Below are 16376 nucleotides of genomic sequence, written 5' to 3' on the forward strand. Positions count from 1 at the left end.
ACGTCTTCGCGCGACCATGGAAACCACGTCGCGCGAAGAAAGCACGTCAGCTCAAGCGTCTAATTGAGAAGCCTGCGGAACACCCTGGCCCATTGCCGTCGCGATCTGCTGTCCGCTCTCGACGCAGCACGCGACGGATTTCTGCACCAACTCGCTCTGGGCGGCGAGCGCCCCCCCCGGGTCTTTGCATTCCGCCAGTCTCCCGACGTAGTCCGCCTGGATCTGCAGCTGGCGCGCCGCGCCAGCGAGCATCTGCTTGTACAACGCTCCGTAGAGCTTGAACGGCCCCTCGGAGACCGACTTGGTCCAGTCGAACTGGCCCGGCGCCGCATTCGTGAATTGATTCAGCCACGATTGCATCCCGATCGTGGTGGTCTCGCTCGTCATTGCAGCTCTCCTCGCCATCAAAGGGCGCGCCTATCGCAAAAACAAGCTGGATCGATATCGCCGGCGGCGCCTTGAGCTTGATCAACCAAGGTTGACCGGGTCCGATCCTAGGCATAGGAGCGACAGGCAGCAACCATTTTTCCATGAGGGGGTGATGCTCATCGGATCGGCAACAAAACCCGCAATGGCGACGCGGGACCGCATCCTGGCGGCTGCGATCCTGCGGTTCTCCATGCATTCCTATGAAGAGACCGGCTTGCGCGACATCGCGGCCGACGTCGGGGTCGACGTCGCCTACGTCCACCGCTGCTTCGGCTCCAAGGAACGCCTGTTCACCGAGGCCGTCAGGGCGACGATCCAGGCCGACCGGATTCTCGCGGATGCCGCCGCCGATCCCGCCCGCGTGCTCGCCAGCCAGATCTTTTCACGCGACGGCGCGCGGTCACCCGACGAGGTCGGGCCGCTCGACATCGTCATCCGCTCCTTGTCCAGCCCGAAGGCGGCGACCGTTCTGCGCGCGTTCATCGTGGAAGAATTCATCGCGCCTCTGAGCGGACGGCTGGGCCAGCCGGGAATGCAAGAGGCATCGATGATCGCCGCCTTCCTCGTGGGCATCGGCATTATGCGCACGGTCCTGCAGGTGGCGCCGCTGCAGGAGCCTCAGGGCGGAGAACTGGAGCGTCGTATGACCGAGGCGATCACCTGCATGATGGGCGAGGCGGGAAGGCACACTTGACGGCCGTGCTCTACGGACCTTTTGATTGCGACCCAACACGGGGGAGAGCCGATGGAGCCGGGAGGGAACACAAGACCTGAGAGCGGCCGTTTCGTCTCTGCGACGAAGCGGCTGGCCCTGCTTTTGGCGCTGACCCTGATCGCGGGCTGCGCACCGCGCCCGGGCCCGGAGGTGCTCACCCCCACGTTCGCTTCCGTCCCCGGTGCAAGGGTCGTGACGGTCTATGTCGCCACCACACGGGCCCGCGGCGCGCCCGAGAGCAACAACTTCACCACGGGGCGCGCGGCGGCTCTCAACTTCGCCGCGTTCAGGATTTCCGTGCCCCCCGGACATCGGCCCGGCGAGATCGAATGGCCGCAGGGACCTACCAATCCCGCGACGAGTTTCGCCACCGTCGAGCAGATCACGCTCGACCGCACCACGTTCGAGCGCCGGGTCGCGGCCGCGGGGCGCGTAACCGGAGGACGGAAGGTGGGGGTCTATGTCCACGGCTACAACAGAAGTTTCCAGGAATCCCTCTTCCGGCTGGCGCAGATGACGGCGGACGCCGACATCTCCGGTGTGCCCATCCTCTTCGCATGGCCGTCCGAGGCGAAGGTGACGAGCTATGTCGCCGACAAGGAGGCCGTCACCTATTCCCGCGACGGCCTCGCGGACCTCCTGACCCTCCTCGTCCGCGATCGGGGGAACGGGCGCATCACGGTGCTGGCCCATTCCATGGGCGCTTGGCTCACCATGGAGGCGCTGCGCCAGCTGCGGCTTGCCGGAAAAGGCGCCGTCATCGGCCGGCTCGATGTAGTGCTCGCCGCTCCGGACATCGACGTGGACGTGTTCCGTGCGCAGCTGGCGGTAATCGGGCCACTTTCGCCGCCCATGGTCGTGCTGGTCTCGCGGGACGACGTGGCGCTGTCGGTGTCGAGCCAGATCGGCGGGGAGCGCCTGCGGGTCGGGGCGCTTGATGTGGACGACCCGCGGGTCCAAGAGGCCGCGGTGAGGGCGAACGTTGAGATCGTCGACATCTCCAGCCTGACGACTTCGGACCCGCTCAAGCACGACCGCTATGCCAGCCTCGCCGCGCTCTATCCGCGGCTCGCGGCGACCCGCGGCGACGGCGCGGGCGGTGATCTGCGCCGTGCCGGTGCCTTCGTCTTCGATGCGGTGGGAACGACCCTGTCGAGCCCGTTCACTCTGGCGGGCGGGGCGCTCGCCGACTGACCAGGGGCCCGCCCAACCGCGCCTCGTTGTGGCACGTTGTTCTGAGAGGGAAACGATCGGATGCCCAACCGCCACATCCTTGGAGTACCGCTATCCGACGAAGCTCCATCCGCCGGGCGGGTGATCGTCACTTATGGCCGCAGCCTGATGGCGTTGGCCATCGCCCGCTCTCTGCACGAGCATGGGGTTGAGGTGATCGGCTGCGATGATGTGAACATGACCGTCCTCTCCTTTTCGCGCCATGTGATCGAGAATTTCACCCACACGGCTTTCGAGGATGACGAAGAACAGGCGCTGGCCGATTTCGAAGAGGCTGTGCGCAGATACGCACCAGAGGACGACCGCCCCTATGTGCTGATGCCGGCTTTTCGCGATGCGCGCCTGTTTGCCAAATACCGCGAACGCTTCGAGCCGGCGATCCGCGTCGCGGCACCGGACCTCGCCTCCATCGAGATGATCTCGCCCAAGGATGACTTCGCCCGTTTTCTGAAAGAGACCGGCCTGCCGGGTCCCGCCACCCGCATCCTTGAGCCGGGGACGTTCCGAAACGGTCTGCCCGCGAACGTCGCCGCCGATTTCCCGCTCATCGCCAAGCCGACCGACGGTGTGGGCGGGCGCGGCGTGAAAAAGATCAGGGATCGAGCCGCGCTGGACACCTATCTGAAGGCCGCAGGTCCGGAACGCCCGATCCTGTTGCAGGAACTGGTGGAGGGCGAGGACTATTGCGTCTCCATCATCGCCGATCATGGAGATTTGGCGGGGATCGTCGTTTATCGCAACCTCGCCCAATTCCCCCGCGAGGCGGGTGCCGGCGCCGTTCGCGAGACGGTGGACGACACGCCCTTCAGGGAAGCGGCCCGCGCCCTGCTCAAGGCGACAGGATGGAACGGCGTGGGAGAGATCGACTTTCGCTGGAACGGCGACCCATCGACGCCGCCGAAAATGATCGAGATGAACCCCCGCTACTGGGCCGGGCTCTACCATTCCATGTCCTCGGGCGTGGATTTCCCCTGGCTGGCCTTCCAGCTGGCGGCGGGCCGCGCGCTGCCGGCGGCCGATCCGCACGCCGTCCTGCAAGGCCACCGCACCCGCACACCGGGGGCGTGGATCCTCTCCGCAGCCGAGGATCTGGCCGCCTCCGACCCCGATCTGGAACGCGCCGCGGAAGCCTGGGCGCAAAGCCGAAGGGACGCATCACGCAAGGAAATCCTGTCGGCGGCGCACCAGTTATTGGAATCGGCGAGCGCCGCCGCGAAAGGCGCGCGCGTCTTCAAGGAGTTCCGCACGCGCCTGGAAGAGCAGAAGGACCTGCCTTCCGAGCTTGATTTCGACGACGATCCCGCCGTGGGCCTGGGCATATTGTTCGTGGTGTCCAGCCTGCTCGAGCATCGCGAGCTGCCACCGGAGTTCAGGTACGCCGCACCTCAGGCGACCGACAAGGCTCGCTCCGGCCGCACGGGCAGGCCCGCCACCTCCCGTCGCTACGATGCCGGCGGACGTCCCATCATCGGCGTGACCAAGCCGGACGAAGGCGATTGGATGGCCTACCACGCCATGCGTTTCGCGATCTGGTTGGCAGGGGGCAAAGCCACGGCCATTACATCAAAGGCCCTGACGTGCCCCCCGTTTTTTAGGCCAATCTGAGCTGGAATTTTCCACTTATGATCCCCGGCTCGGGGACGAGGAGAGTTCCATGAAGGCGTCGAAGTTCACAGAGGCGCAGATCGCGTTCGTGCTGAAGCAGGCGGAAGACGGGACACCGGTGGCGGAGGTGTGTCGGAAGGCCGGGATTTCGGACGCGACGTTCTACAACTGGCGCAAGAAATACGCCGGCCTCATGCCCTCGGAGATGCGGCGGCTGCGCCAGCTCGAGGATGAGAACGCGAAGCTGAAGCGGATTGTGGCGGACCTGTCGCTCGACAAGGCGATGTTGCAGGACGTGCTGTCAAAAAAGCTCTGAGGCCTGCGCGCAAGCGGGAGCTTGTGGACAGGCTGCGCGAAGACTGGAAGGTGTCGGCCAGGCGTGCCTGTGCCACCCTGGCGGTCGATCGTGCGCTCTATGCCTACAAGTCGAAGCGGGGCACGCAGGCCGAGCTGAACCAGCGGATCAAGGAGATCTGCGAGACACGCGTGCGCTATGGCTATCGCCGCGTGCACATCCTGTTGCGCCGAGAGGGCTGGGCGGTCAATCCGAAGCGGATCTATCGCCTTTACAAGGACTTGGGCCTTCAGTTGCGGAACAAGGTGCCGAAGCGCCGCGTGAAGGCGAAGCTGCGGGACGACCGCCGTCCGGCGACGCGGAGCAATGAGACCTGGGCCATGGATTTCGTCCACGATCAGCTCGCCACGGGCCGGAAGATCCGGGTTCTGACCATCGTCGACACCTTCACGCGGTTCTCGCCGGCGGTGGATCCGCGGTTCAGCTATCGGGGTGAGGATGTCGTTCTGACGCTGGAGCGGATCTGCCGGAGCACCGGCTATCCGCAGAGCATCCGGGTGGATCAGGGATCGGAGTTCGTCAGTCGGGATCTCGACCTGTGGGCCTATCAGAAGGGCGTGGTGCTCGACTTCTCGCGGCCCGGAAAGCCCACGGACAACGGCTTTATCGAGTCGTTCAACGGCAAGCTCCGGGCCGAATGCCTGAACACGCACTGGTTCATGAGCCTTGACGACGCGCGGGCGAAAATGGAGGCTTGGCGTAGAGACTATAACGAGGTTCGGCCGCACAGCGCGATCGGCAACAAGCCGCCGATCGCGCTCATGAATGGCTCTCCGGCATCCCCGCCGGAATGAGCCCTAACCCCGGAATTTTCCAGCTCTGGGTGGCCTAGAAACGGGGAGCGCTTCAGCCCCGCGCGACCCCCATTCGGTGGATGGCCTGCTTTTCGGGGGCGGTTCGGATGTTTTCCCCAACCGCTATGGCGGCGCTCCGAAGACGGGCCACCGGTACGACCTCGCCCGCGACGACATGGAGGCGTCCTGGGCGCAGGCGGCGCTGGAGCACGACATTCCAGTCCTGGGCGTCTGCCGGGGCATGCAGATGCTGAACGTGCTGGAGGGCGGCACCCTCTACCCGGACCTCAGCCACCATGAAGAGAATTATCCCACCAGCTTTCTGCGCCGCATCTTTTACCGCAAGACCGTATTTCTGACGCCCGATGGCTGGCTGGCGCGGTTATCAGGTCGTGAGCAGCTGGCGGTCAACTCCATCCATACCCAAGCGGTAAAGGATCTGGGCGCAGGCTTCAAGGTGACCGGTGCGGAGGCCAACGGCCTCATCCAGGCCATCGAGCATGAAACCCGCTCCTTCTGCGTAGGTGTACAGTTCCATCCGGAATTCCTGTTGCACCGTGCCTTCGCGCGTCGGACCTTCAAATCCCTCGTCGCGGCCGCGCGGGCCCGCCGCCTTGGATTTGCCAAGGGGACGGCGGGCAATAAGTCGCAATTGGCAGCGGAATGAGGCGAGGCTCCTCCCCGCCGAGGCGGCTGCATGGCGAGGAGCATTTCCTATTTTTGCACTTGCTGATCAGGGCGCGCCAGGGTGAGACCATCTGGAGGAGATCCATTCACCCACCTCAGCCGGGCATTCTCCTCGGTTGGATCAGACCGCGACGGAGCCGTCGTCTGCGGAACGGTGCTCTGCGCCTGCAACGGATCCCTTCATAAAAGGTTCGTTCGATCGTACTATATTTACAAAAGGCGATAGTCGATGAGCTTGCACACATCCGGTCAGTCGGCGAATGGTCATGAATCACGCAGTTTGAAGACGAGAAGGCAGCTGATCGAAGCTGCCATTGATGTTTTCGGCCGCGTAGGGTTCGAGGGAACCACCACGTGCATGCTGGCCGAATGGCGGACGTCACATTGTCCGCCATTCCTTATCATTTCGGGGGCAAGCGCGAGCTCTACATGGAAGCGGCCCGAGAGATCGCCGATTACGCTCACCTGCGGGTAGGTGCTCTTTGCGCCATCCTGGACGATCCCGCCATGACGATCCCGCCATCGCCTCGCCCGAAGAGCGGCTTGAGAAGGCCCTGACCGGTTACCTGCGCGTCCTGCTCGACGATGCCGAGCCATGCACCTGGGCCTCTTTCTTCGCCCGTTGCGCCTATGACAATGACGAAGCCTTCCAGCTCATCCACGATCAGGCCATTGCCCCCTTTCAGGAAAAACTCGTCGCAGCGGTGCGGATGATCGCGCCCGCATCCATCAATGATGAATCCGTCCGGCTCCGCGTGACCGCCATCATCACTGGGATAGCCGGATTCCGGCTGCTGCGCGGCATCCTCCTGCGCGGCATGGATTGGACGGAGTTCAAGTCGGCGCACATGGCGAAGGTCGATGCCCTCATCCATGGCCTGACCCGCAGTGACCTGTTGACCGGCACGCCATAGTCCGCAGCGCCACGCCAAATTCCCGCGGGGAAGACGTCCCAACGCGTAAACTTGAGGAGTCTGTTCATGACAGAGCAATCGTCCGCCCACGAAACCATCGCCTGGGCCAAGCAACGGCTCGACGAAGTCGACGCCATGGTCGCTCAGACCGAGAAAGCCGCCGGCGAGCTTCAGCAGGCAGCCCGCGGCAACGCCGATCTGGCGCTCTCCCGCCTGCGCGACTCCCAAGCCAAGCTGAAGGAGCAGGTTGCGCTTCTGCAAGCTCAGGCGGACGAAACGAAGGGCGCGGTCTTGATGGCGCAGAAGGCCGTGGAAGAGGAATGGGTGGAAGTGGAATCCGCCTTCCAGGCTTTCCTGGCGTCCGCCAGCGAGCAATCCGATGTGGTCCGCAAGGCCATCTCCGCGCGGGTCGAAGCCCAGCGCAAGTCCTTCGAGCGCGCGCTGAACGGTCTGAAGGTGCAGGCCGAAACCGCCGTCGAGAAGGCAAGCATCGAATTCGATACCGCCATGACACGACTCAGCGAAGAAGCAGAGAAGGCCAAGGTGAAGCTCGGCCAGGCACCAAGCGCGGGCGAGGAGACCCGGGAGGCGATCAAGGCTGGCATCGCCGAGACGAAGGCGGTTCACGAAAAGACCGTCAAAAAGATCACCGATGCACTGGCGAAGCTGTTCTGATCCGAACGCCCGGCGGCGCGCGGCTTTCGGCGCCCCGTTCCATTTGACGCAAACGTCGACAATATCAGGGAGAAATACGATGCCCTTTCGCGCCTGGAAGATGGGTGCCGCGCTGTTCGGCTGGATCGCTATCCTGCCGGCGGCCACCGCCCACGCAGAAGACCCCGCGACGACCCCTGCTCCGGCGGCCGCGCCGGCACAGGGCGCGGCTCCTGAGGTGAAACCGGCACCCGCTCCGGCGGCCGCCCCCTCCTCCACGACTGTGCCGGCCGATCCGTCCCTGACCCGACAGGCCATCGCCTGGTCGCAGGAGCGGCTTGCCGAACTGGATGCCAGCGTCTTGGTCGTGGAAGAAAATGCGGCTGAGCTCAAGGGCGCCGTGAAGGCGAAGGCCGATGCGGCCGTCAAACAGCTGCAGGAGACGCGCGACGCCTATCGGGCCAAGGCCGAGGCGATGCTCGACAACAGTCGAACGTGGACGGCGGCACAGATCACCGACGCCCGCAAGTCCCTCGACGACAGCTGGAAGACCTTCCAGAAGGAAGTCGATACCTATCTGGATGAGGTCCACGCCGATTTCGACACGCGCAAGGCGGTGCTTCTCGCTCAGGTCGAAGCCCGCCAGAAGGCCTTGGAAAGCACCATCTCCAAGCTCAAGGCCGATGCCGCCAAGCTCGCCCAGGACCAGCGCGCGGCCGTCGACAAGCAGATCGCGGCACTGGAGAAGAAGGTTGAGGAGCTCAAGGCGCGGGCGGCCAGCCTGAAGAAGGCCAGTGCGAGCTCCTGGGACAAGGCGAAGCAGGCCTACGAGGATGTGCGCACGCGCGTCGTCGAGACCTATCAATCCATCCGCGACTCCCTTTCCGACGCCATGAAGTGAGCGCTGAATCGATGCATGCCTCCTCGCGCCGGCCCATGATCGGCGCGAGGAGCTTCGCATATGTCAGCGTCGTGCCGCAGCAGCGTGATGTTGACGGCCGATGAGCCTATGCCTATGCCCTGGAGCGCCCGGAGCGGGGCAACTTTGCTGAAACCCTCTTGGGCTCCGACTCCAGACCGCCCATCGACAGACCATCCATGAGAAGGTCGAACTGGGCATCGATGAACATCTTCACGTCGATCTGATGCCGGTTGTCGAACAGAAGCCACCAGACGTTCAGGAGCAGCGCCGGGCTGAAGATGAGCTCGGGGTATCGGAGCGCCGGCGTGGCGCGAAACTCCCCGGCTTTGATGCCGGCAGCGATCATCTCGCGCAGGCGTTCGAGGAACGGCACCAGGAACTCCCGGTGGTGGCGCTCGACGAGATCGGGAAACCGCGCGCCTTCAGCGATCAGGAACCGCATCACCTCTCGGCCCACGCGCTCCTCGGCGATGAAACGGAACAGAAAGTCGAGCAGAGCGCGCAGCCGGACCCCGAACGGACCTTCGAGCGCGGCAACGAAGCTGGTCACCTCGTCGAAAATGGGCCGCGAGACGTGACGGATCATCTCGTCGAAGACGCGTTCCTTGGTCTCGAAGTAGAAATAGATGGTGCCCTTGGTCACGCCGACGCGTTTCGCCACGTCTTCGAGCCGGGTCGCGGCGTAGCCGTGCTTGGCGAATTCCTCGAATGCCGCCTCGAGGATTTCGCCCGGTCGGTCCGCCTTGCGGCGCATCCGGGCCTTGGTCGGTGCGTTCATGGCTTGTCTACCCATTCGTGAGCGTGCCTGGCCGCATGCAAGCGACGCGACGTTTCGCCGGAAACCAATCTATCTATTGACTTACGAGTTAGTCAATAATATCCACGAAGGCCTAACATTCGGATCGCCCAGGGATGAGGCGGTTCGGCATGCGCCTTGTTGTGAGCCTGCATCCATGATCGACCCCATTCCCGCGCGCCGCTCCGATCGATGGTCGAGCGCGTGGCCCGTTGCGAGACCCGCAGGGCCGCTGGTATTGATGTTGGTGCTCATGCAAGCCCTGGCGGGCTGCGACCGCGCGGACTCCGTGGCGACGGCGAAGCAGCCTATTCTTGTTCGCGTCCAGACCGTGCAGATGGTCGACAGAACGATCTCGATCGTCCTGACCGGAGACGTGCAGGCCCGAACCCTTGCGCAACTCTCCTTCCGCGTGACCGGGCGGGTGACCGAACGTCTGGTGGACGTGGGCGCGCATGTTGAGGCCGGCGACGTCCTGGCGCGCCTCGCTCCCACGGAACAGCAGGCCGATCTCGCCGCCGCTACCGCGGCGGTCGCAGCAGCCGAATCCCGGCTCAAGGTCGCCACCGCCAATTTCGAGCGGCAGAAGACGCTCCTCGCCAAGGGCTTCACCACGCGTGCGGCCTACGATCAGGCGCAGGAAGCGTTGGGCGGCGCTAAAAGCGCACTCGAGGTGGCCAAGGCGCAGCTCGGCACCGCCAAGGACGCGCTGACCTACACCGAACTGCGGGCAAGCGCGGCCGGCGTCATCACCGTCCGCAATCTCGAAGCAGGACAGGTGGCGCAGGCGGCGCTTTCGGTCTTCACGCTGGCGCAGGACGGGGACAGGGACGCCGTGTTCGATGTGCACGAGACATTCTTCCGGGAAGCGGAGAGCGACAGGATCGCGCTGGCCCTCGTCTCCGATCCTGCGGTGACCGCGACGGGGCACGTGCGGGAAATCTCGCCGACCGTGGATCCCAAGACCGGCACGGTGCACGTGAAGGTGGCCATCGAGAACCCGCCTGCGGCGATGACCCTGGGCAGCCCGGTCACCGGCACCGCGACCTGGAAGCCGGAGCAACGGATCGTTCTGCCATGGAGCGCGCTCGCTGCGGTGGGTGCCACGCCCGCCGTCTGGCGCCTGGACCGGGCCAGCAAGACGGTCTCCCTGAAGACGGTGACCGTCGATGATTACGGAACGGGGACGATCGTGATCTCCCATGGGCTCGCGCCCGGGGATGTGGTCGTTGTCGAAGGCGGCAAGCTGCTGAGCCCCGGCCAGATTGTTACATATGACGCGGAGAGCCGGTCGTGAAAAAGATGCCGCTCCTCCTCATTCTCGTCGCCTGTTCCGCCCTCGCCGGCTGCAACGAAGAGACCTCGCCGGCTAAGCCTCCGCGGCCGGTCTTGTCGACCGTCGTCAGGCCCGTCGCCACCGGGAACGTCGTAACCGTCGGCACCATCGAGCCCCAGTTCAAGACGGAGCTGAGCTTTCGCTCGCTGGGGCGGCTCGTCGCGCGGCCGGTCGGTGTCGGCGACCGGGTGGAGAAGGATCAGGTCGTCGCGGCGATCGATGATGCCGCGCTCAAGCTCGCCGTGCGCTCTGCCGTTGCCGAAGTCGCCAATGCCCAGTCCCAGCTGGCCAACGCCTCCGGTGTGGAGGATCGTCAGCGTACGCTCCTCGAAACCGCATCCACCAGCCGCGCCACGTTCGAGACGTCCGAGCAGGGGCGTGCCGCCGCCCAGGCCTCGATGGCGAAGGCTCAGGCCAATCTCGTCAAGGCCCGCGAGCAGCTCGGCTATGCGCAGCTGAAGGCGGACTTCGCCGGTGTCGTCACGACGGTGGGGGCCGAAGTCGGCCAGGTGGTGGCGCCAGGCGAACGGATCGTCACCGTCGCGCGGCCAGATGTGCGCGAGGCCGTGATCGACGTGGGCGAGGATCTGGTGGGCGAGCTCAGGATCGGAACCCCGTTCATCGTGAGCCTGCGACGCGATGCGTCCGTCACCGCCAATGGCAAGGTCCGGGAGATCGCGCCTCAAGCCGACGCGGCGACCCGCACACGCCGTATCCGTATCGGGCTCGACCAACCGCCGGACAGTTTTCGGCTCGGCACGACGATCACCGCCAAGCCGGCGGTCGTGCGCGCGATCGCCCTCTTCGTGCCGGCGGGCGCCGTCTTCGATCGCGACGGGAAGACCTTCGTCTGGCGCGTCGAGGCGTCCAGCCAGACGGTCGTCCTGCAGCATGTCCAAGTCGCAGACGTCAGCGACGGGCGCAGACGCGTGATCTCAGGCGTCGAGGCCGGCATGCGAGTGGTCACGGCCGGCATCCACTCTCTTTCCGACGGCCAAAAGGTCCGCATCGAGCAGGAAGCCCAGCCGTGAAGCCGTTCAATCTCTCCGACTGGGCGCTCGATCACCGCTCGCTCGTCTGGTTCTTCATGATCGCCTTCATTCTGGCCGGAGCATTCTCCTACCTGAAGCTGGGACGCGAGGAAGATCCCGCCTTCACCATCAAGACCATGGTGATCCAGGCGCAGTGGCCCGGCGCCTCCGCCAAAGACGTCACGCGTCAGGTCACAGACCGGATCGAGAAGAAGCTTGAGGAACTCGAATCCCTCGACTACACAAAGAGCATCACGGTGCCGGGCCAGACGACGATCTTCGTCAATCTGCGCGCCACCACGAAGGCCCGGGACGTTCCTCCCACCTGGGTCCTGGTGCGCAACATGATCGGGGACATCAAGGGGTCCTTTCCGCAAGGGGTGGTCGGGCCGAACTTCAACGACCGGTTCGGCGACGTCTTCGGCAACATCTACGCCTTCACGAGCGACGGGCTGAGTCAGCGCGAGCTGCGCGACCAGGTCGAGGACGTGCGCGCCAAGGTGCTCACCGTGCCCAATGTCGGCCGGGTCGAGGTCATCGGGGCGCAGGACGAGGTCATCTATCTGGAGTTCTCCACGCGCAAGCTCGCCGCGCTGGGGCTGGACCAGCGCGCCATCTTGTCCTCATTGCAGGCGCAGAACGCCATCACGCCGTCGGGCGTGCTGCAGGCCGGTCCCGAGCGCGTCAGCGTGCGGGTGAACGGCCAGTTCACCTCTGACGAGAGCCTGAAGGCTATCAATCTGCGGATCAACGACCGGTTCTTCCCGCTCACCGACGTCGCCACCATTACCCGCGGCTATGTTGACCCGCCCATTTCCTTGTTTCGTTTCAACGGTGAGCCAGCCATCGGCCTCGCCATCGGCATGAAGGCAGGCGCCAACCTGCTCGAATTCGGCGAGGCGCTGAAGGCGCAGATGGCGAAGATCGAGGCGGACCTGCCCATCGGCGTCGGCGTGCACCTGGTGTCGGACCAGCCGCAGATCGTGGAGGAGGCGGTGGGCGGCTTCACGCGGGCCCTGTTAGAAGCCGTGATCATCGTGCTCGCCATCAGCTTCGTCAGTCTGGGCATGCGGGCGGGGCTCGTTGTGGCAATCTCGATCCCGCTGGTGCTGGCCATCACCTTCCTGGTCATGGCGAGTTCCGGCATCTCGCTGCAGCGCATCTCGCTCGGCGCGCTCATCATCGCCCTCGGCCTGCTGGTGGACGATGCCATGATCGCCGTGGAGATGATGGTGGCGCGGCTCGAAGCCGGCGATACCCTGCGGAAGGCGGCCACCCACGTCTATACGTCGACGGCTTTCCCCATGCTGACCGGAACGCTGGTGACGGTGGCGGGCTTCATTCCCATCGGGCTCAACAACAGCAATGCCGGCGAGTTCACCTTCACCTTGTTCGTGGTCATCGCGGTGTCGCTGATCGTGTCCTGGGTGGTGGCCGTGCTGTTCACGCCGCTGCTCGGCGTCACCATCCTGCCGGCGACGATGAAGAGCCATCACGACAAAAAGGGACGCTTCTCCCGCCTGTTCTCCCGGGTTCTCGACCTTTGCATGCGCCGGCGCTGGATCACCATCGCGGTGACAATCCTGGTGTTCCTCGTCTCCGTCGTCGGCATGGGCTTCGTGCAGCAACAGTTCTTCCCGTCCTCCGACCGCAACGAACTGGTGGTGGACTGGAACCTGCCCCAGAATGCCTCCATCGCCGAGACCAGCGCGCAAATGGCGCGCTTCGAGCAGGAGGCGCTGAAGGATAATCCCGGCCTCGATCACTGGTCGACTTATGTGGGGACCGGCGCGCCGCGCTTCGTCCTCACCTTCGACGTGCAGCCGTCGGATGTCTCGTTCGGGCAGACCGTGATCGTCACCAAGGATCTGGAGGCGCGCGACCGCCTCAAGGCCGAGTTGCAGGACTACCTGAAGGCCACGTTTCCTGGCACCGATGCCTTCGTGCACCTGCTCGACATCGGCCCGCCGGTGGGCCGCCCGGTGCAGTTCCGCGTCAGCGGTCCCGATATCGCGTCCGTCCGCGCCCAAGCGCTCGAACTCGCCGTCGTGGTCCGACGCAACCCGCATCTCGGGAATGTGGTCTTCGACTGGATGGAGCCGGCGCGGGTCATCAAGGTCGACGTGATGCAGGACAAGGCCCGCCAGCTCGGCGTCACCTCCGAAGACATCGCCGCAACCATGAACAGCGTGCTGGACGGAGCTTCGATCACGCAGGTGCGCGACGACATCTATCTGGTCAATGTCATGGCGCGCGCCAATGCGGGGGAACGCCATTCCCTCGAAACCCTGCGCAACCTGCAGCTGACCGGATCGGGCACCCAGCCGGTGCCGCTGGCGGCGGTGGCCACGTTGCGCTACGAGCTGGAGCAGCCGACCATCTGGCGGCGGTCGCGGCTTCCCACCATCACGCTCAAGGCCGGCATCCTGGATGCGACCCAGCCCAACACGGTGGTCGAGCAGTTGAAGCCCGAGATCGCCGCCTTCAATGCGAAGCTGCCGGCCGGCTATCACGTGGCGATCGGCGGTGCCGTCGAGGAGAGCGGCAAGAGCCAGGCCCCGATCCTCGCGGTGATGCCGCTGATGCTGTTCATCATGGCGGCCATCCTGATGCTCCAGCTTCAGAGCTTCCAGCGGCTGGTGATCGTCTTCGCGGTGGCGCCCCTCGCGGTGATCGGTGTCGTCGCCGCGCTCCTGCCGAGCGGCGCACCCCTGGGCTTCGTCGCCATTCTCGGCGTGCTCGCGCTGATCGGCATCCTTATCCGCAATTCCGTGATCCTCATCGTGCAGATCGAGCATCTGCGCGGGGAAGGGTGTCCGCCATGGGAGGCGGTCGTGGAAGCAACCGAGAACCGCATGCGGCCCATCCTGCTGACGGCCGCCGCCGCGAGCCTCGGACTCATCCCCATCGCCGGCGAAGTATTCTGGGGGCCCATGGCCTACGCCATGATGGGCGGGATCATCGTCGGCACGGTGCTCACCCTCCTGTTTCTTCCGGCGCTGTATGTCGCGTGGTTCCGGATCAACGTGCCGCCGAACGCACCCGCACAAGATTGAGCCGAGTCGTCGTCATGCCGGTCGCCGACCAGCCGACTTTGGCAGGATCAGATTGGCGGTCTCCAGAAGAGCCTACGCCAGTTGGGGCGGGTTTCGCAGCGTCAACGGCAAGGTCATCGCCTTGAGGACAGCTCTGCGGACCTGCGGCAGGGTCTGTCGAGGGGGACCCTGCCGCAGGTTTCCACCTAATACCAACGGCCCTCATTTTTGGTAAGCGTCGTCCCGGGCGCACCTTTATAGGTCGGGCGTGAGAGCGCAGTTTGATGATCCTGATTGGAGGATCGTTTTGTGTTTGGGCTTGACCATAGACTTGAGCCGGAGGTTGAGGTCCGGCGCTTCGAGGTGATCAACGGCGCGATGGGGCGTCGGCGCTGGGCGGCGGACGACCGGGCACGGATCCTGGAAGAGACTCTCGTTCCCGGCGCCGTGGTCTCGGTGGTTGCTCGCCGCCACGGCTTGACACCGTAACAGCTGTTCACCTGGCGCCGCGAGGCGCGGAGGACGGCGGAGACGGTGCCGGCGTTTGTGCCGGCGGTGGTCGCGCCGGAGGTTGGTCCGGCATCGGAGCCTTCGGCCACACGGTCACGGCCGAAGCGGCGCACTCGGCAACGCCGCGCGGCGGCCATCGAGGTCGACGTCGGCGGGGTCAGGGTGACGATCGAGAGCGGAGCTTCACCGGCCACCATTGAGGCGGTGATCGGCGCGCTGAAGGGTAGATCATGATCGGCCCGAGCGGCGCGGTCCGGGTCGTGGTGGCGACGCGGCCGGTGGACTTCCGCAACTATGCGCCGACCATGATTATGCGGAGTCGGCGCGGAAGGAGCACGTAATTGTGCCCGCCTGCACGACCCGGATCAGAGCCTCGACGTCGCCATCGCGATCTACAAGCACCCGCCGCCCGTTAGCCATCACGATCTCGATCCGGCCGCTGCCGTCCGCCATCAGCGGGCGGGTCGCCGCCGCGACCTCCGGCACGATCACAGCCGGAACAAATCCTGCTCTCGAAGCCGGACCAAACCGCCCGGCCCGCGCCGCGTCACGCCACTCGTTAACTGCGTGCGCGTGATCCCGTATTTGCGGGCCGTCGTCGAGCCCAGGCGTCGACCCGAATAGCTCTGCTCGACGATCCGCAGCTTCGCCTCATCGCTGAAGCGCCGCCGGCCGCCGCTCTCAACGATCTCAAGCCGACTGATCGGCGTGTCTGTATAGACGTCCATACAGACGAATTCTCACCATCAGGCCTCACTTCGCAAGACGGCCGCCGTCGGAGGGATACTGTACGCCGTCGCCTGGCTAACTTCCATCTCGGCAGCGAGTTCGGCAACTTGCGCCGCCGTCGCACTGCCGGCCCGACCTTTCAGGAATTCACGGATCGCATCCGTCCGCCGGCACGCTTTGCCATCTCACTGATCTTTGGAACGGTGGTGTCCACCGCGCTCGCCGTGTTCGTCGTCCCGATCCTGTATGATCTCGACGCCCGCCGCCGGACGCGGAACCTCGGGGCCGGCGGCGAAATCCGAGCGGCGGGAGGCGGGACAATGCCCTGATTGCTTGGACATGCCGGGCCGGAACAGGCGAGATAGGGGACCTGCAACCACGGAGGCAAGGCCGCCCATGCCGGGGACGAAGATCCAGGAGTTCACCTTTCTCGCCACCCTCGTGCTCGTGACGGTGGCGTTCCTCTGGCTGCTGTCGCCTTATTACGGCGCGATCTTGTGGGCAGTCATCCTGGCGATCCTGTTCGATCCGCTCCAACGCGGGCTTGAGAGGTGGCTCGGTGGCCGGCGCAACCTCGCGGCGGCACTCAGCGTCCTGGCCTGCATCTGCGTCGTCGTCATCCCCGGCACAC

Annotated in this window: 18 protein-coding genes; 14 read left to right on the forward strand and 4 right to left on the reverse strand. The window is 65.1% G+C overall.

Annotated elements, in window-relative coordinates:
* Window positions 1-51: 51 nt before the first annotated feature.
* Entirely contained in the window at window positions 52-387 is a 336-nt protein-coding gene (locus tag ABLE93_RS21535) for a phasin family protein (RefSeq protein ID WP_298305854.1), read from the reverse strand.
* A gap of 154 nt (window positions 388-541) precedes the next feature.
* Between ABLE93_RS21535 and ABLE93_RS21540 the strand changes: the two genes are divergently transcribed.
* The 8 genes from ABLE93_RS21540 to ABLE93_RS21575 all read left to right on the forward strand — a co-directional run bounded on the left by ABLE93_RS21540 (window position 542) and on the right by ABLE93_RS21575 (window position 8287).
* A complete protein-coding gene (locus tag ABLE93_RS21540; RefSeq protein WP_348841872.1) occupies window positions 542-1123 on the forward strand; it encodes a TetR/AcrR family transcriptional regulator in 582 nt (193 codons plus the stop codon).
* Window positions 1124-1174: 51 nt separating this feature from the next.
* The gene (locus ABLE93_RS21545) at window positions 1175-2338 is read left to right on the forward strand and encodes an alpha/beta hydrolase (protein ID WP_348841873.1); all 1164 of its coding nucleotides are present in this window, start codon (window positions 1175-1177) and stop codon (window positions 2336-2338) included.
* A gap of 60 nt (window positions 2339-2398) precedes the next feature.
* Complete coding sequence (locus tag ABLE93_RS21550; protein ID WP_348841874.1) at window positions 2399-3982, forward strand: carboxylate--amine ligase; 1584 nt, start codon at window positions 2399-2401, stop codon at window positions 3980-3982.
* Between the two features lie 49 nt (window positions 3983-4031).
* Window positions 4032-5131 (forward strand): IS3 family transposase gene (locus tag ABLE93_RS21555; protein ID WP_348841875.1). Its coding sequence is split into 2 segments (ribosomal slippage): window positions 4032-4284 and window positions 4284-5131, totalling 1101 coding nucleotides; the frame shifts between segments, so codons are not numbered across the junction.
* Between the two features lie 76 nt (window positions 5132-5207).
* Complete coding sequence (locus tag ABLE93_RS21560; protein ID WP_348841876.1) at window positions 5208-5798, forward strand: gamma-glutamyl-gamma-aminobutyrate hydrolase family protein; 591 nt, start codon at window positions 5208-5210, stop codon at window positions 5796-5798.
* Window positions 5799-6300: 502 nt separating this feature from the next.
* Complete coding sequence (locus tag ABLE93_RS21565) at window positions 6301-6732, forward strand: CerR family C-terminal domain-containing protein (RefSeq protein WP_348841877.1); 432 nt, start codon at window positions 6301-6303, stop codon at window positions 6730-6732.
* 66 nt (window positions 6733-6798) lie between these two features.
* Entirely contained in the window at window positions 6799-7407 is a 609-nt protein-coding gene (locus ABLE93_RS21570; protein ID WP_348841878.1) for a hypothetical protein, read from the forward strand.
* A gap of 100 nt (window positions 7408-7507) precedes the next feature.
* Window positions 7508-8287: a hypothetical protein gene (locus tag ABLE93_RS21575; protein ID WP_157048310.1), complete on the forward strand. Its 780-nt coding sequence runs from the start codon at window positions 7508-7510 to the stop codon at window positions 8285-8287.
* 112 nt (window positions 8288-8399) lie between these two features.
* Here the strand turns inward: ABLE93_RS21575 and ABLE93_RS21580 are convergent, their stop codons facing one another.
* Window positions 8400-9086 carry a TetR/AcrR family transcriptional regulator gene (locus tag ABLE93_RS21580; protein ID WP_348841879.1) on the reverse strand — a complete coding sequence of 229 codons (687 nt, stop codon included), beginning with the start codon at window positions 9084-9086 and terminating at the stop codon, window positions 8400-8402.
* A 175-nt stretch (window positions 9087-9261) separates the two neighbouring features.
* Between ABLE93_RS21580 and ABLE93_RS21585 the strand changes: the two genes are divergently transcribed.
* The 4 genes from ABLE93_RS21585 (at window position 9262) to ABLE93_RS27030 (ending at window position 14995) form a co-directional block, all read left to right on the forward strand.
* Window positions 9262-10401 (forward strand): efflux RND transporter periplasmic adaptor subunit, encoded by a 1140-nt coding sequence (locus tag ABLE93_RS21585; RefSeq protein ID WP_348841880.1) that lies wholly within the window; start codon window positions 9262-9264, stop codon window positions 10399-10401.
* A gap of 5 nt (window positions 10402-10406) precedes the next feature.
* Window positions 10407-11471, forward strand: coding sequence for an efflux RND transporter periplasmic adaptor subunit (locus tag ABLE93_RS21590; RefSeq protein ID WP_011993035.1), 1065 nt, complete (start codon window positions 10407-10409; stop codon window positions 11469-11471).
* Window positions 11468-14527 (forward strand): efflux RND transporter permease subunit, encoded by a 3060-nt coding sequence (locus ABLE93_RS21595; RefSeq protein ID WP_348841881.1) that lies wholly within the window; start codon window positions 11468-11470, stop codon window positions 14525-14527. The genes ABLE93_RS21590 and ABLE93_RS21595 overlap by 4 nt, the downstream gene beginning before the upstream one ends.
* A 357-nt stretch (window positions 14528-14884) precedes the next feature.
* A complete protein-coding gene (locus ABLE93_RS27030) occupies window positions 14885-14995 on the forward strand; it encodes a transposase (protein ID WP_394030653.1) in 111 nt (36 codons plus the stop codon).
* A gap of 330 nt (window positions 14996-15325) precedes the next feature.
* Here the strand turns inward: ABLE93_RS27030 and ABLE93_RS21600 are convergent, their stop codons facing one another.
* Together ABLE93_RS21600 and ABLE93_RS21605 are read right to left on the reverse strand one after the other, a co-directional pair.
* The gene (locus ABLE93_RS21600; RefSeq protein WP_348841882.1) at window positions 15326-15508 is read right to left on the reverse strand and encodes a hypothetical protein; all 183 of its coding nucleotides are present in this window, start codon (window positions 15506-15508) and stop codon (window positions 15326-15328) included.
* Entirely contained in the window at window positions 15505-15744 is a 240-nt protein-coding gene (locus tag ABLE93_RS21605; RefSeq protein ID WP_348841883.1) for a transposase, read from the reverse strand. Before ABLE93_RS21605 ends, ABLE93_RS21600 begins: the two co-directional genes overlap by 4 nt.
* A gap of 108 nt (window positions 15745-15852) precedes the next feature.
* On the opposite strand from ABLE93_RS21605, the gene ABLE93_RS21610 reads away from it, so the two are divergent.
* On the forward strand, window positions 15853-16074 hold the full coding sequence (locus ABLE93_RS21610; RefSeq protein ID WP_157048312.1) for a hypothetical protein: 222 nt from the start codon (window positions 15853-15855) through the stop codon (window positions 16072-16074).
* 67 nt (window positions 16075-16141) lie between these two features.
* Window positions 16142-16376 (forward strand): AI-2E family transporter (locus ABLE93_RS21615; protein WP_510183065.1); only part of this gene is annotated, 235 nt, incomplete at its 3' end.

Origin of the sequence: Xanthobacter pollutisoli (genome assembly GCF_040044995.1) — a bacterium.
Lineage (GTDB): Bacteria > Pseudomonadota > Alphaproteobacteria > Rhizobiales > Xanthobacteraceae > Xanthobacter.